At 60.3% G+C, this 21,918-nt stretch carries 20 protein-coding genes and 1 tRNA gene; 9 read left to right on the top strand and 12 right to left on the bottom strand.

Going from position 1 to position 21,918, the window contains the following annotated elements; translation table 11 throughout:
- Genes WB650_RS10715 through typA form a run of 4 tightly spaced genes read right to left on the bottom strand, consistent with a single transcriptional unit; the run spans nt 1 to nt 5,891 of the window.
- The gene (locus WB650_RS10715; protein ID WP_423960398.1) at nt 1-249 is read right to left on the bottom strand and encodes a glutaredoxin family protein; all 249 of its coding nucleotides are present in this window, start codon (nt 247-249) and stop codon (nt 1-3) included.
- A gap of 9 nt (nt 250-258) precedes the next feature.
- On the bottom strand, nt 259-969 hold the full coding sequence (locus tag WB650_RS10710) for a TIGR04282 family arsenosugar biosynthesis glycosyltransferase (protein WP_422304114.1): 711 nt from the start codon (nt 967-969) through the stop codon (nt 259-261).
- Nucleotides 970-980: 11 nt separating this feature from the next.
- On the bottom strand, nt 981-3,983 hold the full coding sequence (locus WB650_RS10705) for an AsmA-like C-terminal domain-containing protein (RefSeq protein WP_422304115.1): 3,003 nt from the start codon (nt 3,981-3,983) through the stop codon (nt 981-983).
- 60 nt (nt 3,984-4,043) lie between these two features.
- Nucleotides 4,044-5,891 carry a translational GTPase TypA gene (typA, locus tag WB650_RS10700; RefSeq protein WP_423960396.1) on the bottom strand — a complete coding sequence of 616 codons (1,848 nt, stop codon included), beginning with the start codon at nt 5,889-5,891 and terminating at the stop codon, nt 4,044-4,046.
- Nucleotides 5,892-6,713: 822 nt separating this feature from the next.
- Here typA and ppk2 point away from each other — a divergent pair.
- Nucleotides 6,714-7,514 (top strand): polyphosphate kinase 2, encoded by an 801-nt coding sequence (gene ppk2 / locus WB650_RS10695; protein ID WP_422304118.1) that lies wholly within the window; start codon nt 6,714-6,716, stop codon nt 7,512-7,514.
- Nucleotides 7,515-7,524: 10 nt separating this feature from the next.
- Here ppk2 and WB650_RS10690 read toward each other — a convergent pair whose 3' ends face one another.
- The 5 genes from WB650_RS10690 to WB650_RS10670 form a co-directional block, all read right to left on the bottom strand.
- Entirely contained in the window at nt 7,525-8,070 is a 546-nt protein-coding gene (locus tag WB650_RS10690; protein WP_422304119.1) for a hypothetical protein, read from the bottom strand.
- 18 nt (nt 8,071-8,088) lie between these two features.
- Nucleotides 8,089-8,832 (bottom strand): 6-phosphogluconolactonase, encoded by a 744-nt coding sequence (gene pgl, locus WB650_RS10685; RefSeq protein ID WP_422304120.1) that lies wholly within the window; start codon nt 8,830-8,832, stop codon nt 8,089-8,091.
- Between the two features lie 5 nt (nt 8,833-8,837).
- Nucleotides 8,838-10,562: a glucose-6-phosphate isomerase gene (locus tag WB650_RS10680; RefSeq protein WP_422304121.1), complete on the bottom strand. Its 1,725-nt coding sequence runs from the start codon at nt 10,560-10,562 to the stop codon at nt 8,838-8,840.
- A gap of 38 nt (nt 10,563-10,600) precedes the next feature.
- Nucleotides 10,601-12,631, bottom strand: coding sequence for a transketolase (gene tkt, locus WB650_RS10675; protein WP_422304122.1), 2,031 nt, complete (start codon nt 12,629-12,631; stop codon nt 10,601-10,603).
- A 110-nt stretch (nt 12,632-12,741) separates the two neighbouring features.
- A complete protein-coding gene (locus WB650_RS10670) occupies nt 12,742-13,110 on the bottom strand; it encodes a hypothetical protein (RefSeq protein ID WP_422304123.1) in 369 nt (122 codons plus the stop codon).
- Nucleotides 13,111-13,260: 150 nt separating this feature from the next.
- On the opposite strand from WB650_RS10670, the gene WB650_RS10665 reads away from it, so the two are divergent.
- From WB650_RS10665 to WB650_RS10630, 8 genes are all read left to right on the top strand, one after another.
- Entirely contained in the window at nt 13,261-13,452 is a 192-nt protein-coding gene (locus WB650_RS10665) for a hypothetical protein (RefSeq protein WP_422304124.1), read from the top strand.
- Nucleotides 13,449-13,709, top strand: a complete 261-nt coding sequence (locus WB650_RS10660; RefSeq protein ID WP_422304125.1) for a type II toxin-antitoxin system RelE family toxin — start codon at nt 13,449-13,451, stop codon at nt 13,707-13,709. Before WB650_RS10665 ends, WB650_RS10660 begins: the two co-directional genes overlap by 4 nt.
- Nucleotides 13,710-13,807: 98 nt before the next feature.
- On the top strand, nt 13,808-15,055 hold the full coding sequence (gene fabF / locus WB650_RS10655; RefSeq protein ID WP_422304126.1) for a beta-ketoacyl-ACP synthase II: 1,248 nt from the start codon (nt 13,808-13,810) through the stop codon (nt 15,053-15,055).
- A 27-nt stretch (nt 15,056-15,082) separates the two neighbouring features.
- Nucleotides 15,083-16,060 (top strand): beta-ketoacyl-ACP synthase III, encoded by a 978-nt coding sequence (locus WB650_RS10650; RefSeq protein WP_423960392.1) that lies wholly within the window; start codon nt 15,083-15,085, stop codon nt 16,058-16,060.
- 105 nt (nt 16,061-16,165) lie between these two features.
- Nucleotides 16,166-17,125 (top strand): ArsA family ATPase, encoded by a 960-nt coding sequence (locus WB650_RS10645; protein ID WP_422304128.1) that lies wholly within the window; start codon nt 16,166-16,168, stop codon nt 17,123-17,125.
- Between the two features lie 198 nt (nt 17,126-17,323).
- Nucleotides 17,324-19,258, top strand: coding sequence for a methylmalonyl-CoA mutase family protein (locus WB650_RS10640; RefSeq protein ID WP_423960449.1), 1,935 nt, complete (start codon nt 17,324-17,326; stop codon nt 19,256-19,258).
- Nucleotides 19,255-19,725 carry a hypothetical protein gene (locus WB650_RS10635; RefSeq protein WP_423960390.1) on the top strand — a complete coding sequence of 157 codons (471 nt, stop codon included), beginning with the start codon at nt 19,255-19,257 and terminating at the stop codon, nt 19,723-19,725. Before WB650_RS10640 ends, WB650_RS10635 begins: the two co-directional genes overlap by 4 nt.
- A gap of 7 nt (nt 19,726-19,732) precedes the next feature.
- Nucleotides 19,733-20,632, top strand: a complete 900-nt coding sequence (locus tag WB650_RS10630; protein ID WP_423960389.1) for a pyridoxamine 5'-phosphate oxidase family protein — start codon at nt 19,733-19,735, stop codon at nt 20,630-20,632.
- A 56-nt stretch (nt 20,633-20,688) separates the two neighbouring features.
- On the opposite strand, the gene WB650_RS10625 is transcribed toward WB650_RS10630, so the two are convergent.
- The 3 genes from WB650_RS10625 to WB650_RS10615 all read right to left on the bottom strand — a co-directional run bounded on the left by WB650_RS10625 (nt 20,689) and on the right by WB650_RS10615 (nt 21,683).
- Nucleotides 20,689-21,006 (bottom strand): hypothetical protein, encoded by a 318-nt coding sequence (locus WB650_RS10625; protein ID WP_423960387.1) that lies wholly within the window; start codon nt 21,004-21,006, stop codon nt 20,689-20,691.
- Between the two features lie 50 nt (nt 21,007-21,056).
- Nucleotides 21,057-21,374 (bottom strand): hypothetical protein, encoded by a 318-nt coding sequence (locus WB650_RS10620; protein ID WP_422304132.1) that lies wholly within the window; start codon nt 21,372-21,374, stop codon nt 21,057-21,059.
- A 233-nt stretch (nt 21,375-21,607) separates the two neighbouring features.
- Nucleotides 21,608-21,683, bottom strand: a tRNA-Cys gene (locus tag WB650_RS10615).
- Nucleotides 21,684-21,918: the final 235 nt, after the last annotated feature.

Below are 21,918 nucleotides of genomic sequence, written 5' to 3'. Positions count from 1 at the left end.
TCAGCTTTGCGTCTCGCGCGCGAGGCGTTTTCGTAACTCCGCGGGAGTGCATCGATACTTGAAAGCCTTGCGATCATTCACGAACAAAACCGGCACCTCGATTCCGAAACGCGCCTCGAGGTCGGGGTTGCCGTCGATCTCGATGCGCTGCATGCGCGCGTTGAATTTCGGCATCTCGGCCGCGATCACCTCTTCCATTTCGTGGCAGAGCGGGCAGTCGTTCCTGGTATAGAGAGTCAGCGCGATCACCGAGGTACTTTAGCGATCGTGGCGAAGGACTCCAAGCCGCACGAGGACAGATTCGGTCGCGGGGCATGGCGATAAGCCCGCGCGCGGCCGCGATCGCGCCAGCATTCGCAAGTGAGAGGCCAGCAGCATCACGTCCGCCCATCGATCGACGTCGTACCACGCCGGACCCATCGTGTACGGAATATCGGCACGGTCGAGACGCGCGATCGTCGAGTCGAAAACGCGGCGGGTGCCCCATCGGATTCCAGTGAAAATCGGAGGCATCGCGCCGCGCACGCCGACTGCGTAGTAGCCGCCGTCGAGACTCGGCGCGATCACGACGCCGGTGCGGCGAAGTGCGTCGAGGCTGGTCGCGAGCATCTCACTCGGAAGCGAAGGTGTGTCGGTACCGATTAGCAGCGCGCCGTTGGAGGAAAACGGATCGAGCGAGCGCGCCATCCGCTGGCCCAGCGACCCGTCTCTCTGATCGATCAATTCGGCGCCAAAGCGTCGTGCCAGCCGCCGGAAATATTTGCTGCGATCGGCGCCGTCCGGGGCACTGGCGGCGATGACGATGCGCGCGGGGTGGACGGAGTCTGCCTTTGCGAGCGCGTCGCGAATGAACGCGTCGGCCAGTGCGGCAGCGGCCGAGGGAGTCATCGAGCCGATCAGCCGGGTCTTGACCTGGTGCTCGATAGGCTCGCGGCAAAATACGATCAGCGCTGGCCGCGGCCTCTTCACCTCTCATCAGCTCACTTAATCGTGTTCGGACGAATGATGTTTATCGGCATCCCGAGCGTCTTCTTGACGAAGTTCGCCACCGAGGTAATCGGCTTCGGCACGATCGACGGGTCGCTCACCGGGCCTTTGACATGGAAGTATGCAGCGACCAGTTTGCCGGTGCCTGCGCCGAGGCGATCGCCGATAACGGGGATGTGGTTCAACACCCAATCGACGGTGTCGAACGGGAACACGCCGACGTCCATATCGAGAGTGCCGGCGCCGAACTGGACGCTGCCGCTCGCGGTGATATCCATCACGGGACCCTTGAGCGCGAAATTGTCGGTGTAGAAGAGCCCACCGTTGCCTTTGAAATCGGTGAAAATTGTTTTGAACGGGACGCCGGCGATGCGCGGGTCGGGAATCTGCGCGCTCAGCCAATTCTTGATGTCGATAAAACTGAGCAGGCGCGAGAGCAGCGTAAACTTGTTGAGAGTTCCGTCGCGGACCGTGATTGTCATGTCGCCGGCGAGGGTCTCGAAGAAGTTGGTGTCGGTGTTGGCCCACAAATCGGTGGCGAGAAAAAGATGACCCAGCAATGGCGACTGCTTGTTCTTGCCGCCCAACATAAAGAGCGGCGCGGGGTCCATGTCAGTGGCGCTGCCCACGATCCGGATCCAGTTGTCCGGAGCGCGGCCGTCGAGTTCGAGCCTCATTTTCCCGCGATAGGCAGTGGCGGTCAGGTTATAAACGCGCCAATTGCCGACGGCGTCGCGGGTGAAATCGGTTTTGGTGTCGGTCATCTGAAAGGCGGCAAGGTTTGCGGCTCGCGCTTCGATGTGCCCGAGGCATGGAACCGGAAAATGGAGCGGAGGCGTGGCCGGCGACCAGGGCATCCGCACAAAAGTCAGCACCTCGAGATCGAGTTTCTGCACGGTAGCGTCGATACGAATCGAGGGATGAGTATAGTCGGCGACGGTGACGCGAAAATTAATCGGCGAGTCCTCGAGCCTCGAACCCGGCATCGCGAGGACGACCTGCTTGCGATGCATCGTGAGTGTCGCACCTTGGGTGATTATCGGTGCGCGCAGGAAGTTGAATTTCACGTCGCCCTTGGCCAGCGTCAGCTTGCCCTCGGGCGTCAAGCCCCCCGGCGTGCTGGGATTGCCGTTGACGACGAGCTTGCCGCCAATCGGCCCAGTCACACTGAAGTCAGATGGATCGACCAACAGCGTCAACCACAACGCCGACGGGAAGTCGTGAAGTCCCAGAGTCAGGTCGCGCACGGTCACGCCTTGCTTCGCGAAATTCACGGTCCCGTCGAGGGTAGCGTTGCCGCCAGTCGCGGCCAGCATCACGTTCTCAAATTTGATCGAGGTCGGATCGATGGCGACGGTGCCGCGTGAAACCTTGAGCGGGCCGGGCGACCCCTTGATGGCCAGCACGGTGCCGATGACGTCGGCACGCACCTGGTAGTCCGTGGGCGGAGATAGCGTCTTCACGCTCAACTTTCCCGATGCGGTGGTGACCATCTCGACGCGGCCACTCAAATGTTCGAGACGATCGCGTTCGCGCAATTGATAGATCTCGAGGAACCTGGCAATCGCGGGATAGAGCTCGTCGAGGTCCGCATTGAGGCTCACGCTGGTCTTGTAGTCCGCGCCTTCGATCCCCTTGACCAGGTTGGCGCTCGCGACAAGGTCGTGGACGACAGAGTTGCCGAATTTTGCGGTGCCCTGTGAAATCGTGAGCAGCCCCTTCGAGTAGCTGATCTGAGCACTGAGATTCGAGACCGGCGGCAGCTTCGTTTCCGCCGGAATCACGAAGCCGAGATCCTGGACGGTGCCGCTCACCACCAGGTTCTTGCGAATGGTGTCGAGCGGCGCCGTCTTGATCTCGTTGAGGGCTGCGCTGAGCGTCGCGTCGCCGACGGTTACCTTGCCAGGTCCTAGCCGCTTGAGCGCATCGACCAGATCAGCGGGCAGACGGCGAACCGCCAGTAGCTGCTTGACGACGCTTGCTTCGAGGCGAAATCCGCCGAGATGTATTCCGATCTTGGGATTGTTGCTCTCCGGAGCGACCAACTCGGTTTCGCCGACCAGAATCGGAGTATCGACATGGCGCAGGACGATGTTCCTGAAAGCATATTTGCCGTCGGTGATTTCGAAGGCAGCGTGCAAAGAGTAGGCGCCCAGATTCTCCGGCGCGACCAGCCGCTTGCTGACGAGAGTGAGCTTCGGCGCCTCGGCGTCGGTATCGCCAGTTACGGTGCCATCGTCATGGAGCAAAAACTTAACGGTGTTCTGGACCGTCCCGACCAGCGAGAATCCTTCGACTTCGATTCCCTCGAGCGGCACGTCCCAGGTCCACACCGCCCCATGTGCAAATTCGCCGGGCGGTTGATTCTTGCCGATGCCGAGGCTGAATTTCCCGCTCACTCGCGCTCCTGAAACGGGCGTTCCAACCAGGGCGCCGCTGAATCCGAGCAGCCATCGGTAAGGATCGCTGCGGGTGTGGTAGGCGACGATTCCGACGTGATTCGCGACCTCCGTGCCGTCAGCGTAGCGCACGGTCGCGTCTACAGCCTCGACCCGCCAGCAGATTCGCGATAACGCATGCAGCGAGTCCTGCATCGCGTCGATCATTGGGGTCCCAGGACGCGGAACTGAGATCGCGGCCGTATTCGTTTGCGTTATCGGCAGGGTGATATCGGGCTGCGCCGCGATCAGCCGGTAAAGAGGCAGTCCGGTGCTGACGAAAATCGAGTGGTACGAGACGATCGCGCTCAGCGATTTCAGCTTGACGATTTCATGCCCGTTGTCGATGACCTGCGGCTGGTCAAGGACGACGACCAGATGCGTGCTGAGATGGACCGAGCTTGAGCGCGGGATGATATCGACGCCAGTGCGGTTGCGGACCGAGGCCAGGACGTAGGCAACGATGCGCTCCTGGTTGACTGCGATTAATGCCGCCGTACCGCCGATGAGGACCGCCAGGATGAACGCGGAGAGCGCGGCGATTCGGAGCAGTCTCATGGTTGCCGTGACGCCATCGGTGCGTCCGGCGTTTCACAGTCCGCCCGGCTCACGAAGCGATCAGTTGCCTTCGGCCATCTCCGACGGAGGCGCGTCGAGGTATCCCGCACGATGCTTGTTCCTAAGCCCCGTCTTGAGCACGCGGTTGCGCAGCCGCACCGACTTGGGAGTGACCTCGACCAGCTCTTCCTCGTCGATCCATTCCAGCGCCGCGTCGAGGGTCGGAATGCGCGCGGGTGAGAGTCTAATCGCTTCGTCGTGGCCTGACGCGCGCATATTGCTGAGCTTCTTTTCACGGCACACGTTGACCGGCAGGTTTATCTCACGAGCATACTCGCCGACGATCATTCCTTCGTACACCGGCTCGCCGGGTCCGACGAAGAATATACCGCGTTCCTGCAAATGGAAGATCGCGTACGGTGTGCTCACGCCCTCGCGGTCGGAAATCATCGCACCGTTGGCGCGCGAGCGAATCGTTCCCGACCACGGCGCGTAGCCGTTGAACAGCGTATTCATCAGGCCGTTGCCGCGGGTGCTCTCGAGAAAACGGCCGCGAAATCCAATCAGGCCGCGCGCGGGAATGTCGTACTCCAGGCGCACCCGGTTGCTCGCATGCGTGACCATCGTGCGCATCTTGGCCTTGCGCGTCGACAGCATCTGCGTGACCGTGCCGATATACTCCGAAGGGATGTCGATGACGAGCATCTCCATCGGCTCAAGTACCTGGCCGTCGGCCTGCTTGGTGATGACGGTAGGCTTCGAGACCTGCATCTCGTAGCCCTCGCGGCGCATGGTTTCGATAATCACCGCGAGCTGCAATTCGCCGCGGCCCATAACGCGCCATGATTCCGGCGACAACTGCTCGACGCGAGTGCTGACGTTTCGGCGCGCTTCGAATTCGATACGCTCGCCGAGCTTTCGCGACGTGACGAATTCGCCTTCGCGTCCCGCCCACGGCGCGTTGTTCACCGAGAACGTCATCGCGACGGTCGGCTCGTCGATGCGAATCGGCGGCAGCGCGCGCGGATTTTCGAGGTCGGCGATCGTCTCGCCGATCGCGATGTCCTCGACGCCCGCGACAATCACTATCTCGCCCGCGCTGGCGGTATTGCGCTCGACCCGCGTCAGCCCCTGCCATCCGTAGATATGGGCGACCTTGCAGACGACGGTCTTTCCGTCGCGCCGGCATAGCGAATAGTTCTGCGACACCGTCATCGAGCCGGCGATAATTCTGCCGACTGCGAGGCGGCCGACGTAGTCATCGTAGTCGATATTATTGACCTGGAATTGCAGGGTCGCGTCGGGATCGACTTCCGGACCCGGCAGGTGCGCGACGATCGCGTCGAACAGCGGCACCAGGTTTTCGCTGGGGACGTCGAGCTTGAGCGACGCGGTGCCCGCGCGCGCCTGCGTGTAGAGCACAGGGAAATCGAGCTGGCTCTCGTTCGCGCCGAGGTCGATGAACAGATCGTAGACCTCGTCAAGGACCTCGGGCGCACGCGCGTCGGCGCGATCGATCTTGTTGATGCAAAGAATCGCTGGCAGGTTCGACTCGAGCGCCTTTTTGAGCACGAAGCGCGTCTGCGGCAGCGGACCCTCGCATGCGTCGACCAGCAGCAGGACTCCGTCGACCATCGAGAGCGTGCGCTCGACTTCGCCGCCAAAATCCGAATGGCCGGGAGTATCAACGATATTGATGCGGGTGTCGCCCCACAGGATCGAGGTGTTCTTGGCCATGATCGTGATGCCGCGCTCGCGCTCGAGCGCATTGGAATCCATCACGCGATCGATAACCTGCTCGTTGGCGCGGAACACGCCCGATTGCCGCAGCATCGCGTCGACCAAAGTGGTTTTGCCGTGATCGACGTGCGCGACGATCGCTAAATTTCTTATGTCTGAACGTCTCATTTTGTGCTGAATACTAAAACGCGGCCGAGCCTCCTAAGGTTCGCCCGCGCGTACGACTATTCTACCCGTCGATTGGATCAGAGTAAACGTGCTGGCGCGAACGCCCGGCGAAACATTCCCGTAATGCGCGCTAGGGCGTCGCCATCGGCTGATTGCGCTGGAGTTCCTGGAAGCTGCCAGACGTCTTCGTTCTAGCAACTCGAGCGACTACAAGCCGAGACGATGAACCTCGCTGATTGGACTCTGTGAGACCAGATCATCATGTTGGCTGTTCCGCGCTAAGAAATGAAATTCCTATTTCGATGCTTCGACATAGAGCGTAATCCGAGTGAGACCTTCCGAAGAAGACCGGGCAGGTTTGCCCGTGAACGAATCAAACCCAAGGAAGTAGTGTCCGTCCAGCACAGTATACGAGATCCAATCTCCGGATCCCTGGCGCGCGAAGAAAATGCGCTCTCCTGTGCGTGGAAGGAATCTAACTTTCGCGAGAGAGGTCTTTGCTACGGTCTCCTTTTTGCCAATATCGTATAGCTCAAGATAGCTCTCGTTTTCCATTTCTGTGGCCATGTGTACAGCTCCTGAACAACCCAAGCGATACGGGCCTATAATTTGCCCTGATCTTTGCGACGGTGGTCGTTCGGAACCGTCGTCCAAAATTTCAGGGTCGAGTCTAGTCAACCGAGTAGGAATTTTCCACGTTCGGTTCTTTGGACTGTGCTGGAGACAAGATTGCGAGCCCGAAGGTTTTGGCCTAAGCCTTTGAGTTCTTCTCGCCTATCGCACGCGCGACCGCTCGCTCAACCGCCAAGGAGTTCGTGGTTTATGAATGATAGTTCGGCTAAACGAAAGATTAAGCGCAAACAATATGACAAGGAACTACGTAGGCTCCAGGCTGAGCTTTGTAAACTCCAGGAATGGGTGAAGTACAAGGGCTTGCGCGTAATAATCGTGTTCGAGGGCCGCGATGCCGCCGGCAAGGGCGGAACCATTAAGGCCATTACCGACCGCGTCAGTCCGCGCGTATTTCGTACCGTCGCGCTGCCTGCGCCATCCGACCGGGAGAAATCGCAGATGTACATGCAGCGTTACCTGCAGCATTTCCCGAGCGCAGGCGAAGTCGTGATATTCGATCGGAGTTGGTACAACCGAATGGGGGTGGAATATGTGATGGGCTTTTGCACCAAGGAGCAGCATCAGCAGTTTCTGAAACTGTGCCCGACGGTCGAAAGATATGTCGTGGAAGCTGGCATTAAGATCGTTAAGATCTGGCTCGAGGTAAGTGACGAGGAGCAAAAACGTCGCTTCGAGGCACGCCTTCACGATCCGCTACGTCAATGGAAACTGAGTCCTGTGGATCTGCCTTCGCGCAGCAAGTGGTTCGAGTATTCGCGCGCGCGTGACTTGATGCTTGCGGCTACGGATACGAAATACGCTCCTTGGTACATCCTGAACTCCGACGACAAGAGGCGCGCACGACTGAACTGCATCCGCCACGTCCTTAGTCTAGTTCCTTACGAGGATGTTCCACGCGAAACGGTGAAAGTGCCGAAGCGTGCGACCAAAGGCGCTTACGACGATAAGTCCTCGCTGAAGGGAAGGAAATTCGTGCCGGAGAAATATTAAATGATCGCGGCTACGGCGACGGCGAGCCCATCGGCTGGTTGTGCTGCAGCTTCTGCAGCAGGTCCGCGACGTCTTCGACTTCGGTGACGCGCCAATAGCCGTCGGGGTCGCGCGCCAGGTGTATTCTCCACCGCCGACCCTTGTTGTCGGTGAAGTCTGTCGCCGCGGTGTCGCCATTTCGATGCAGCAGGACGAGCGAGGCCGCCACCGCAGCGCCGGGCATCTGCACCTCCTTCGCGCCGTTATCGACTTTCTGGATCGCCCACGATCTTGCGACCTGCGCCATCGGTTTGCTGAGCATCTCGATCGCCGCGTTGCCGATCATCGTACTCAACGGATCGTTACCGCCCTGCTTCTGCACCATCTCCTGGCCAGCCTTCTTCACCACGCTCTCGAAATCGACGTACTTCGCGGCTTCGTCGCCGTCGCGCGCGTCGATATTCTGCTTGAGCCGGAGCACGGCCCAGGTCGGAGTGTTGGGCAGGTAGAAGAACGCCCATCCTGCCACGGCGGCGAGGATGAGTATCGCGGTGAAGTGGCGCAGTAGGAATCGCATCCCGACTATTCTGTCTGATCAGCGCGGCGAAAGCAGACTGGCTGCCGCCTTGTCGAGAATCCAGATGACCTCGCCGTTGTGAGGCGCGACAATCTGCGCGGGGAATTTGTCTGGGTCGCGCGGACCCTCGAGCACGTCTTTCACCGCGGCGGCTTTGCCCTGCCCGGACACCAGGAACATCACGATCTGCGCGTTGTTGATCACGGGCGGCGTGATAGTCAGGCGCTTGCGCGGCTCGGCGTCGACCTCCACGGCAACCACCATCCGCTGCGTTTCATGAATCGCAGGATCGCCGGGAAACAGCGACGCCGTATGGCGATTGTCGCCAAGCCCGAGCATCAACAGGTCGAAGCGCGGAAATTCGCCGGCGCCGAGGCCGAACTGTTTGCGCAGTTCATCCTCGTACGCGATGGCCGCCTTGTCTGGCGGTTCTTCCCCGCGCATCCGATGCACCTGGTCGGGCCGCAGGCCGAGCTTGCTGAGCATCGTGCGATTCGCCATCCCGTAGTTGCTCTCGGGATGATCGGGCGGGACGCATCGCTCGTCGCCCCAGAAAAATTGGACTTCCTTCCAGTCGACGCTCAGGTGAAATCGTGTCGCAAGCAGGTCATAAGTGCCGGCTGGCGTCGAACCGCCCGACAGACAGAACGTGAACTCGCCGTGAGTGCAGATTGCCTCGCCTGCGATATGCGCAGTTTCTTCGGCAGCGCGGACGTAAAGGTCCTGCTTGTCGTTCAGGATGATCAATTTAGGTTCAGACATAGCGACTACCTTGCGATCGCGTCGACGATTTCGCGGCGAAGTGCCCCGAGGGCTACGATTGTATCGTGTCCTGCCAGATGTACGCGAATCACGCGCCGGCCATGGGCTTCGAGCGACTGGAAATCGCCGAGATACTGCGCCTGGTTGAACCGCGCAAAATCGTACGGCGCGCCAGGAATCGGAATCGACTCGCGATGGTCTTGTGTGATTTGAATGAACACGCCCGTGTTCGGACCGCCCTTATGTAACTGTCCCGTGGAATGCAGGCATCGCGGACCGTAGCCGAAGGTCGTTGCGACGCCATAGCGTTCGACCACCGCTTTGCGAATCGCCGCGATCTCCTTGTCGACCGTCGGGTTTGGCGACACGTACGCCATGGTTGCGAAGTAATCGCCGGTCTTCGTGAGATTCATGAACGCGCCGAGCATCGCGCGAAAGTCGCCTTTGCCCCTTAACGCGTCTGCTGTCGCAGCATCTGAAAAGAGCGCTAGCTTGCCCTCCTCTGCAATCGGCGTCTGCGCGGGAAGCTTCTTGCTGCGCGCGAACTCGGCGAGAATCCGGCCGGTGTTGTCTTTGCTCTCCTGAACCGCAGGCTGCACGAACGGATCGACGCCTATCACCGCGCCAGCGGTCGCCGCTGCAATTTCCCATCGCATGAACTCCTCGCCGAGATCGAGTTTGTCCGCCAGCGTGATTTGAACAGTCGGCATGCCATCCTTCTTCAGCGCCTCGAACGCCGCGTCCTGGGCGGCATCGGCGCCATTGTTGAGCTTGAGATAAACGAAAACCCGGTCATTGCCGTAGGACTTCGCGTCGACCAGAGGCTCGTCGCAAACCGGTACGATACCGATGCCGTCCTTTGCGGTGCTCTCTGCTATCAACTGCTCGACCCAAAGACCGAACGAGCTGATCGGCGGCGAGATAATAAATGTCAGCTTGTCGCGACCGGCGTTCATGAGTGCTCCCAGAGCCGCTCCAATGCTCACGCCAGGATTTTCCTCGACGCGAACGCGTCCTCCTGAGCTCTGACACATCCGAATCGCGCGATCCATGAGCGTCGCCACGTCCATTCCGATAAGCGCCGCAGGCACCAGCCCGAAATAAGAGATAACGGCGAAGCAGCCGACGATATCAGGAGGATTCAGGAAGACGCGCCGAAATCGATTTTCCTTGGCAATCGCCGCAAGCCGCGTGCCCGGATCGGTGATCGCAATGAAATGCGATCCCGCGGGATTCGACGACTTCACCTTCACGCGCTCGAAGAATGATTTGAAATGAGACAGGGTTTCTATCGTCTCGCCGGTTTTGCTCGCGACGACGAACAGCGTCTTGCTGATGTCGATGTTGCGATCGAGCGATCTAATCGCCTCGGGAACCGTCGTATCAAGCACGTGAAGCTTCGGATAACGGGGCGCGCTCGGAAACGTCGTGGCGAACAGCTCAGCGCTCTGCGACGATCCGCCCATCCCGAGCAGCACGATGTCGCGGAAGCCGGCATCTCGAATCTCGTCGGCAAACGATGCGAGATCCTTCACCCGCGCGGACATCGTCTCGGGAACTGTCAGCCATCCGAGCTCGTTCCTGATTGCCGCTTGCTGCGCCGAATCCTTCGACCACAGCGACGCGTCTTTCTTCCACAGCCGCGCTGGAAAATCGTTCTCGTCGAGTTCCCGGTACGCCGCGTTTACCTGCGAATCGTACTGCTTCAGCAGATTCTCGGCGCTGGACATTGTTCGCTCGCTCCCGGTCGAAAATTCGGTCGAGCGCGCTAACGTGCGAGCAATTTCATCGCGTGCTCGACGACGTTCTCGACGGTGAAGCCGAAATGCTTCATCACGTCTTCGGACTTGCCCGACGCGCCGTAAGTCGTCATCCCGACAATGTCGCCGTCGAGCCCGACCCATCGGTACCACGACATCGTCGCGCCCGCTTCGACCGCCAGCCGGCGGCGAATGCTCGGCGGCAGGACCGAGTCGCGATACGCTTGATCTTGCTGCTCAAAAATATTTTCACTGGGCATGCTCACGACGCGAACAGCCTTTCCCTTTTCTTCAAGCTTTGCTTTAGCTTCTACGACGAGCTGCAGCTCGGATCCCGAACCTAGCAGAATGATGTCCGCGGGACGGCCCGCCGTCTCGGCAATCACGTATCCGCCGCGACGCGCGCCGCTGGCGGACGCCAGCTTGGTGCGATCAAGAGTCGGCACTTTCTGGCGCGACAGCGCGAGCAGAACCGGGCCGTGCGTATGGATCATGGTGGTACGCCATGCCTCGACCGCCTCGTTCGCGTCGCCGGGGCGAATCACCGTGAGATGCGGAATCGCGCGCAGCGAGGCGAGATGTTCGATTGGCTCGTGGGTCGGGCCGTCCTCGCCGACGCCGATCGAATCGTGGGTGAAGACAAACACCACCTGGATTTCCATCAGCGCCGCGAGCCGAATCGACGGGCGCGCGTAGTCGGTGAAGCATAGGAAGCTCGAGCCGTACGGGATGAAACCGCCGTGCAGCGCGATGCCGTTGAGAATCGAGCACATGCCGTGCTCGCGGATTCCGAAATGCAGATTGCGGGCGTCGTACTGCCCGCGCTCGAAATCGCCGCCATCTTTGACGTCGGTGAAGGTCGACTCGTTCAAATCGGCCGATCCGCCAAACAGGTTCCAGACTTTTTTCGTGATCGCGGCTTCGGCCTGCGATGCTGACACTCGCGTCGCAAGGCTGTCCTTGGGCGTGAACACCGGCAGCTCCGCATCCCATCCCTTTGGCAGCTCCTTCGCGAGCATCGACTGAAACTCGCCGGCCAGCGCGGCATTTTTTTTGACGTAAGTCTCGAACTTCGCGCTCCAATCTTTCTCCTGCTCCTCGCCACGCTCTACGCATTCGCGGAAATGCGCGAGCGCGTCGTCAGGAACGAAAAATGGCGGCTCGGTTGGATACTTGTAGAATTCCTTGGTCAGCTTGACCTCTTCGACGCCGAGCGGATTGCTGTGCGCGGCCGAGGTGCCCTGCTTGTGCGGACTGCCGTAGCCGATGATCGAATGCACGCGAATCAATGACGGCCGGTCGGTCTCCGCGATTCCATTTTCGATCGCCTTCGACAGCGCATCGAGATCGTTCGCGTCTGCGACGTCCTGCGTATGCCAGTTGTAAGCGTCGAATCGTCCAACCACGTCCTCGTCGAAGCTGAGCTCGGTGTGCCCGTCGATAGTCACGTGGTTGTCGTCGTAGAGATAGACGATGTTGCCGAGCCCGAGATGCCCGGCGATCGACGCCGCCTCACTCGCCACACCTTCCATCAGGTCACCATCGCTGCAGATGGCGAAGATACGGTGATCGAACAGGCCTGACTTGTCGCGATCAAAGTGCGCCTCGAGATGCTTCGCTGCGATCGCCATGCCTACGCCGTTGCCGAAACCCTGACCGAGCGGGCCGGTGGTGGTCTCGACGCCGGGAACGCACCAATACTCGGGATGCCCCGGAGTTCTGCTGCCGAGTTGCCGAAACTGTTTGATGTCGTCGAGCGTGATGTCGTAGCCGGTGAGATAGAGCAGGCTGTACAGCAGCATCGAGCCGTGGCCGGCCGAGAGCACGAAGCGATCGCGCCCGAACCATTTTGGATTTTTCGGGTTATGGCGCATGAACCGCGTGTAGAGCAGGTAGGCGGCAGGCGCCATCCCCATCGGCAATCCGCAGTGGCCGGAGTTGGCCTTCTGGACCGCGTCGATGGTCAGCACGCGAATCGCGTTGATACAGGTTTGGTCCAGGTCGGATCGGTTCACTTTGATTTGTGCTGCAGTCGCCAAGATTTCACCACGATTGGTTGAGGGCGGCATCGAATCCGCCAGTTTGTTTTCAGTGAATGGATTACCGTCCGACCCTGCTGGGAAACGGTCCGGTCAGCTAAGAAGTCCGATTACCAGTCCTTGTCGTCGTCGTCCTTGGTATCGCCGGCCTTTCGACGCATCACGTCCACGCTGGATTTTGCATCGCCCTTTTGGCCGGCACCGAGCGCGTTCGCGAATCGTTCCGCGATCGTCCGCATAACGGCGCCCTCTTCCGGGTCGAGCGTGCTGCCGAGCGCCGCCAGTTGCGACATCGCGAGCCGAATCGCGGCGATCGATCCGGCCATATCGCCCCGCTCGCGGCATGCCAGCGCGTCGCGCAAGCGCTCGCGCACGCCGGCAATCGCAGGCCGCGCGCGCTCGCCGATCACAATCTCGAGTTCGCCAAGATTCTGCGCGAGTTTCGTGAACGCATCGTCAGCTGGATTACTGAGAGGCACATCTGAATTGTTTCATCGGTCCAAGTTTAGATGCAAGGCCATCGGATGCCGACAATGCGCGATGACAAAATGGTTCGACAAATATAAGATTCAGTGGTGCTATGACGAAATTTCTGATTCGCCTGATTGTCGTGTGAAGGAAACTAGGCCATGACTGGAATCCAATACGTGACCGACGAGAAAGGCCGCAAGGTGGCCGTTCAAATCGATCTGACGAAGCATCGCGGACTGTGGGAAGACATCCAGGATGTGCTTGTCTCTCGATCGCGGCGGCATGAAAAGCGGATTCCGCTCGATAAGGTAAAAGCGGGACTCATCAAGAGCGGCAAGCTCACACGTTGAGTAGGTATCGCGTAGCGCTGGCTGCAAGCGCGGAAAAAGAACTGCTCGCGCTGCCAAAGAAGGTGGTTGCCCGCATTTTTCCCCGTCTCGAACATCTGTCGGCGGCCCCCCGACCTTCAGGCTGCAAAAAGCTCAAGGGCGGCGATAACGAATGGCGGATTCGTGTTAGAGACTACCGGATAGTTTACGTCATCGACGACACGGCCAAGACTGTCGATGTGACTCGAATCGCACACCGGCGCGAGGTCTACAAATAGCGAAACCCGCTGTGCATTCGTATCTCTCCCGCATTCTCGACCACGGACCCTTTTTGTTAGATGATTAAGTTTGAACTCGATGGAGGATGAGGGGCCTGATGAGACGAATGCTTGAGCGCCGCGTGGTGGTCACCGGAGTCGGTCTGGTGACACCCCTCGGAGTTGGAGTGGAAAAAAACTGGGACGCCCTGATGGAGGGGCGCTCCGGTATCGGGCTGATTACCCGCTTCGACGCCTCGGAGTTCCCTGCCCGCATCGCAGGCGAGGTGCGGGATTTTAATCCCGAGGACTGGATCGAGAAGCGCGACATCAAGAAGATGGACCCCTTCATCCAGTACGCGGTCGCGTCCGCCGAGCAGGCGATGCGCCAGTCGGGGTTCAAGGTCACCGAAGAGAACGCTGATAACGTCGGAGTGCTGGTCGGCGTCGGTATCGGCGGCCTGTGCACTATCGAGGAGTACCACAAGGTCTTCATGGACACGGGCCTGCGGCACGTCACGCCATTTTTTATTCCCAAGCTGATAAGCAACCTGGCGCCCGGCCAGATCTCGATTCGTTACGGAGCGCGTGGAGCAAATCTCGCGACGACGAGCGCGTGTGCGTCGGGAAGCCATGCGATAGGCGAGGCGTACCGGATGATTCGCCTCGGCTACCTTGACGCCGCGATCACCGGCGGCTCGGAGGCTGCGATCACGTCACTCGGCGTCGGCGGATTCGTCGCGATGCGCGCGCTCTCCACTCGCAACGAGGAGCCCGCGAAGGCCAGCCGTCCGTTTGACAAGGAACGCGACGGATTCGTGATGTCGGAAGGATCGGCGGCGCTGATCCTCGAGGAGCGCGACGCCGCAATCAAGCGCGGGGCCAAGATCCTTGCCGAGATCTGCGGCTATGCTGCCAACAGCGACGCCTACCACATCACCTCCCCTGCCCCCAACGGACGCGGCGCTGCCAAGTGCATGCGCATGTGCCTCGAAGACAGCGACCTCGATCCCAACGAAGTCGATTACATCAACGCTCACGGCACTTCGACCGAGCAAGGCGATCTCGCCGAGACTCAGGCAGTCAAGCACGTCTTCGGCGAGCGCGCCGCGAAACTCGCAATCAGCTCGACCAAGTCGATGACCGGGCATACGCTCGGCGCGGCCGGTGCGATCGAGTCGGTGTACACGGTGCTCGCGATCGAACGCGGCATGATGCCGCCGACCATCAACCAGGAAGTTCCAGATCCCGAATGCGACCTCGATTACGTTCCCAACAAACCGCGCCCCGCAAAAATCCGCATCGCACTCAATAATTCATTCGGGTTCGGTGGCACCAACACGACGCTGGCCTTCAGGCCCGCCTAACCGAGCTGACTGCTTTACTGGTTCATCATGGGCTCAAGAATTGTCGCCACCGGACGGGCCGTCCCGCGCACCGCTCTGACCAACAGCGATCTCGAACGGTACATGGACACGTCCGACGAATGGATCCGGTCGCGCACCGGAATCGGCCAGCGCTACCTGATGCGCCAGGGTGAGTCGCTCGCGGAAATCGCGACCGACGCCAGCCGCACCGCGCTCGAGCGCGCCGGCGTCAAGCCCGCCGATCTCGACGCGATCATCGTCGGCACTGTTTCCTCCGAGTATGGCTTCCCATCTTTCGCGTGCCAGATTCAGCAGGGTCTCGGCATCTCGTCGATTCCCGCCTTCGACGTCGCCGCAGCGTGCTCCGGTTTCGTGTATGCGGTTCAAGTCGCGGACGCACAGATGCGCGCCGGCGATTTCAAACGCGTACTTGTAGTCGGAGCGGACGCGCTCTCAACGATGGTCGATTGGAACGATCGCCGCACCGCCGTACTGTTTGGCGACGGCGCGGGCGCGTGCGTGATGGTTACCGAGCCTGGAAATCGCGGAGTGTTGTCGAGCCTGCTGCGCTCCTCGGGCGAACATTGGACCTTGCTCTCAGTTCGCGCCACCGGAACGCGCAGCACGATCGATTCGGAAGTTCGACGCTCCCCGGACGACTCGATTCAGATGAAGGGTCCGGAGCTTTTCAAAATCGCCGTCAAGAGTATGGAGGAAGTCAGCCGGCTGGTCGCAGAGCGCGCTGGCGTCAAGCTCGAGGACATCGATCTGTTCGTGCCGCATCAGGCGAACATGCGGATTATTTCCGCCGTCGCCGAGCGGCTCGGGATGCCGCCGGAAAAAGTCTACACCAATATCGATCGCTACGGCAACACTTCGGCCGCGTCGGTGCCAATCGCGCTCGACGAGGCGCTCGAGCAGGGCCGCATCCACGACAACAGCATCGTGATGCTCAACGCATGCGGCGGCGGCCTAACCTGGGGCGCCAACCTGGTCCGCTGGTAATTTATCTTTTCAAGTCCGCTTCCCCTTCCCACCATGGGAGGGGTTAGGGCTTAGGTCGCCAATCACCCGTAGAATTCTCAATCTCCCCTCCTCCCATTCACACAGATGCTGAACGAAATCCTCGCCCGACGCGTGCTGATCGTGCTCGGCAAGGGCGGGGTCGGCAAATCTACCCTCAGCGCCGCGATCGCGAAAGTCGCAGCTATCACCGGCGATCGCGCGCTGATCATGGAATGCGACGCGCGCGCACCGCTGGCGGCGACTTTCGGCGTCGCGCTGTCGTTCGTCCCGATACAAGTTGCGCACAATCTCGATCTGATGACGCTCGACGGTCGCGCAGCACTCGAAGAATATCTTCGCCTCGTGGTGCCGGGCCGGATGCTGTTGAAGGCGGTCTTCGCCAGCCGCATCTACCAGTTTTTCGTTCAAGCCGCGCCCGGTCTGCGCGAACTGATGATGCTGGGGAAAGTTTTCTATGACGCAGGGCGACCTGATGCCAAGGCGCCGGCGCGCAATCTGATAATCGTCGATGCGCCCGCGAGCGGACAGGCGATGAGCCTGCTCAAAATGCCGACCGCGGCGCGCTCGACCTTCGGCGACAGCATAGTCGGCAAAGAGGCGAGCAACATTTCGAAGATGCTGCGCGACCGGCGCAATTGCGCGATCATCCAGGTCACCACCGCCGACAGTCTTTCGATTTCCGAAACTATCGAGACTCACGCACAGCTGAGCAGTATCCATCTCGCGCCGGCCGCAGTGATTTTCAACCGCACGCCGCCATCAGAATTCAACGCCGTCGACATTTCGGCGCTGACAAATCGCCGCGGACCTCACATCCGCAAAAAAGACCTCGAGCATCTCGCAGAGCTGGCGAAATCGGAGCTGACTCGCGTCGCCCAAGCGCGCAAGGCGATCGCGAAAATCCGCACCGAGACCGGCGGCCCGGTCCTCGAGATTCCGGAGCACAACGGCCTTTCGGGAATCGCGCTGATCGATTCTATCGCGACTGAACTTGCTCGCTATCGCGAAGATGAACCCGCACGTCGCGCCGCGCACCGCCGCTGACGTATAGGAGTCAACCATGATCACCCGTCGAGCAGAATGTTCCTGCGGCCAGCTCTCAGCCACCTGCTCCGGAGAACCTTACCGTATCGCGGTGTGCCATTGCCTGGCCTGTAAGCGGAAAACGGGCAGCGCATTCGAACCGGTCGAGAAACGCGGCTGAGGTGGAATCCCGACGCCTCGACAATTAACCTTGTGGCGATGCCTGAACCCGAGAAAAAATCTCGCGCACCACGCGAGCCGTGGATCATCCGCACCTACGCCGGCTTCGGCGACGCGCGCCAGGCCAATGAGCGCTTCCTCGCGAACTTGAAACAGGGCCAGCGCGGGTTGTCGATCGCGTTCGATTTGCCCACGCAAAACGGCTACGACCCTGACGCTCCTGTTGCGCGCGGCGAGGTCGGCGAGGCGGGCGTCTCGATTTGTCACTGGGATGATATGGAGCGGCTGTTCGAGGGTATCCCGCTCCAGTCGATCAACACCTCGATGACGATCAACGCGACCGCGCCGTTCATCCTGGCGCTGTATCTCGTCGTCGCGGAAAAGCACGGCGTGCCGTGGACCGAGTTGCGCGGTACTACGCAAAACGATCTGCTGAAAGAATTCGTCGCGCGCGGCACTTCGATTTTTCATCCCGATCTTTCGTTTCGCCTATCGACCGAGCTGATTCGATTTGCGGTCGAGCGCGTGCCGAACTGGAATCCGATCAACTGCTGCGGCTACCACTACATGGAAAGCGGCGCGGGTCCGGCCGAGGAAATCGGTTACGCCTTCGGGAACGCGCTGCTGATTCTCGACGCGATTCGTCCCAAGCTCGACTCGGCGGCCTTCGCGCAGACCGTTCGCCGCATTTCATTTTTCATCAACAGCGGTATCGAGCTGGTCCCGGAGATTTGCAAGATTCGCGCGTACTTCATACTCTGGCGCGATCTTTGTGCGACCGAATACGGCGTTGACGACGTCGCCTTCCGCGCCGGATGCCAGGTGCGCTCGCTCACGCTCACCGAGCCGCAGCCCGAAGTGAATATCATTCGCATCGCGTATGAGGCGCTCCCGGTGGTCATCTCGGCCGACGCGCGCGTCAACGCTTTGCAGTTGCCCGGCTTTCGCGAGGCGCTCGCCCTGCCCGACCAGTCGGAGCAAACGCTGAGCCTGCGCACGCAGCAAGTCCTCATGCACGAAACCGGACTCGCGGGTTATGGCGATATTTTCGAGGGCAGCAAGGTTATCGAGAAGCTCACCGATGAAACCGCGACGCGCGCGCGCGAAATCGCGATCAGGTTGCGCGAGGCCGGCTACTCGCGCGCCATTTCAATTGTCAGCGGCGAGCTCACGCGTCAACTCGCCGAGCGTCACCGGAAAGTCGAGTCCGGCGAAATCGTGCAAATAGGCGTGAACGCTTTCACCGGCGAAGTCGGCCTCACGCCTCCGCCCAAACAGAAATCTGATCACGCCGGGCAAGCGCTCAAGGAAAAAGAACGAATCGAGTCGATCAACAAATGGCGCGCCGCGCGCGACCAGGCTGCCGTGTCGAACGCGCGCGAGGCGCTCGAGCGGGCTGCCGCAAATAACGCCGATCGCGGACTCATCGAGGCAACTATCGATCTCGCGCGCGCGGGCGGCACTGTCGGCGAATGGACCGATTCGCTCGTGCGCGTCGGACGTGGCCGCTACACGCCGCCGATTCTCGAAACCAGCGTCAGCGTCGGTGCGCTCAAGGTGCCGGTCGCGAAGCGCAAGATTCGCATCGCGCTCGGCAAAGCGGGTCTCGACGGTCACATCAACGCGATCAAGCTGCTCGCGCACGCATGCATGCAAGCCGGGATGGAAGTAGTGCTGGCGGGATTCAAGCAAACGCCGGAGCAGATGGTCGCGACTGCGCTCGAGGAAGACGTCGACGTGCTCGCGATCTCGAGCCTCGCCGGCGCGCACATGTCGATCGCTCGCGAGACGATCGATCTGCTGAAAAGTCGCGGCGCCGCCGACGTAGCGCTCGTGATGGGCGGAATCATTCCCGAGGCCGATCGCACAGCCCTGATAGAGATCGGCGTCAAAGCGGTCTTCACACCGAAGGATGCGAACCTCGGCGAGATCGTCGGCCGTATTATCGCGATTGCAGATCGGGAGCGCTCATGAAGATTTTGAAAACTGCTGCATGTTTTTCGATTGTGGCGTCGATAGCTGCGCTGGTCGCAAGCTCGGCGCTAGCGCAAGAGGCGCGGCCGTGGCTGTGCCGCGACAAGCCGGTCTTCTCGTACGACCGCTCGATGGAATACCAGGCGACTGCGAGCCCCGGACGGCAATGGCGAATTTTCTTTATGCAGTACTCGCCCGACGCCGCGCACGACGGATTCGACATCGTCAACTCGCGCGAAATCTCGTCGCACGGCGATCCGGTGTCCGGCAATCTGACGGCCGGCAGATATTTCGCGGTTGCCCTCTACCGTCAGGGTGGCCATTGGATCTGTCCCGACTACACCCATGACGACCGCGATCCGAAGCTCGGTGAGGTGAGCAACCTCTGCTACGGCGAAGACGGCCCGCCCTGCCTGGTCAAGCTGAGAGTCACTGGGGAGCATACCCCGTCACCGCCCGCGCCCTAATCACTCGATGAAATTTCACAGCGGAGAAATTGCGGTTCAGGAACGGGCCGGCGTCCGCGACATCGCCGAGGACGTCGGCGAAGGCATAGCAGATCATCTTCCTCCGGGTGCGAGTGAGTTTCTCGAGCGCCGGCAAATGGCGGTGCTCGGCACCGTCGACAGTCGCGGCAACGTCTGGGCGTCTGTCGTCACCGGCGATTCCGGATTCATCGAGACGGTTGACGATCGCACACTCAAAATCGCGGCGCTAATATCGTCGAGCGATCCGCTGAGCCGCAATTTGGAAACCGAAAGCCACGTCGCACTATTCGCGCCGGATTTCGTCTCCTCCCGCCGCGTGCGCGTCAACGGCCGCGGCGTTTTCAAGAATGGCGCAATCATCATCACTACCGACGAGGTTTACGCCAACTGCCGGCGCTACTTGCAGGAGCGAATATTTGCCGGCAGCCGGCCAACTTCGGTGAAGGATCAGAAGCCGAAGGTCAGCACCGAGCTGTCAACGTCGCAGCAGGAGCAGATTATTCGCGCCGACACTTTCTTCATCGCGACCGACAATCCCGAGCGCGGCGCCGACGTCTCGCACAAGGGCGGCAATCCCGGCTTCGTGCGGATACTCGACGCGCGCCGCATCGCATTCCCCGACTACAACGGCAACAGCGTGTTCAACACGCTCGGCAACGTGACCGTGAATCCTCACGCCGGACTGCTGTTCATCGATTTCGATTCCGGCCGCACCCTGCAGCTAACCGGTCGCGCATCGATCGACTGGAATCCCGAGCGCGTGCGCACCTTCCCCGGCGGCGAGCGCGTGGTCGACTTGAAGCTCGAACAAATCATCGACACGCCCGCCGGTTTTCCCCTGGTCGCGAAATTCCGGCAATACTCGCGCAACAATCCGAGACTCTGAAGTGAGAGCTTGGACGAGGACGGGAGGGGAATCGTTTCCCCTCCCGCGATATTTGATCAGCCGAGCGGGATTTCCGCGTAGACCGCCGAAGAAACCAGATCCACAGTGGGCTTGTCAGTGGAGGTCACCTCCGCTACGAACTTGCGCCAGTCCGCGTCGGTCTCGAGCCTGGTGCTGAGCTCGCCATGCGCCTTCCAGTTTGGCGTCTCGACTACGTACAGGAGGGCAGTTGGAGTTGGACCCGCGACGCTGCTGAGCGTTCGCGTGGTGGCGCCCAATCCTCTGAGAATCTTGTCCGCCCGCTTGGCGATAGCCAAGAATTGCTCAGTAGCGCCCGGGCGCGGGTTGTAGGTAAAGACTTGGACAATAGCCATAATTATCTCCCCAATTCCTGATGAAGGTTTTCTTGCGTTACGATTCCGCGTCAGCTCGGCACTTCCACGTTGAGTCCGCTCGCGACTCTTTCGGCGTTCGGCGACTTGGCCGAATTGATCTCGGCGACGAAGGACTGCCAGTCCTTGTCCGTCTCAATCTTTGTCATGTAGTTGCCGTATTCCTTCCAGTCGCTGTGCTCGACCACCACGGCGATCGTTCCCGCATTCGGGCCCGACACCTCGTTATACGCACGGAGACTTCCGCCATTGCGCTTGATGATTTTCTCGGCCTTCGCGACGTCGCGCATCAGCGCTTCGAGACGACCGGGTAGAGGTTTGAGAAACAACACACTTGATACCGCTGCCATATGAGCCTCCTGCCGTTAAGTAACTGTTGACAATCGCGATGGAGTTGTCGCGAGAGAAAGCCTCTCGCAACCGCGTCCACCCCTGTTCGGCGAATCGCTGGTTCCGAGATAATCAGGAAGAGCTGCCCGAGATGATGATCAGCTAATCCGTTGCCAGGCTTGCGTCAAACGAACGACTTTGGAGCGTTCGGCCGCGCAGACTCTTGAAAACACGAATTCGATTGAAGATTTATTGGAGGCGGCGATCGGATTCGAACCGATGCATGGAGGTTTTGCAGACCTCTCCCTTAACCACTTCGGTACGCCGCCCCAATCCGCGTCACAGTCGCGACCGGACCCATTGAATTATCACGCGCGGGAAAGTGCATCAATTGAGCAGCTGCGCGCGCCGTCGCATCGCCACTCCCGATTCTTGTATCATTCCTCAGCCGACGCGAACCGTTTGGCGGGAGGCCTCCCTGATGGGATCGAGTGGCAGCGAAAACGAGAGACCGATCGTGATGGTCGAAGAGCGCGTGGAAGTGATCGTGCAGATGGGTAACGC

The organism is Binatus sp. (SeqCode) (genome assembly GCF_049584895.1).
In the GTDB taxonomy this organism is placed as follows: Bacteria; Desulfobacterota; Binatia; order Binatales; family Binataceae; genus Binatus.
This window is presented reverse-complemented; position numbering and strand designations above follow the sequence as displayed.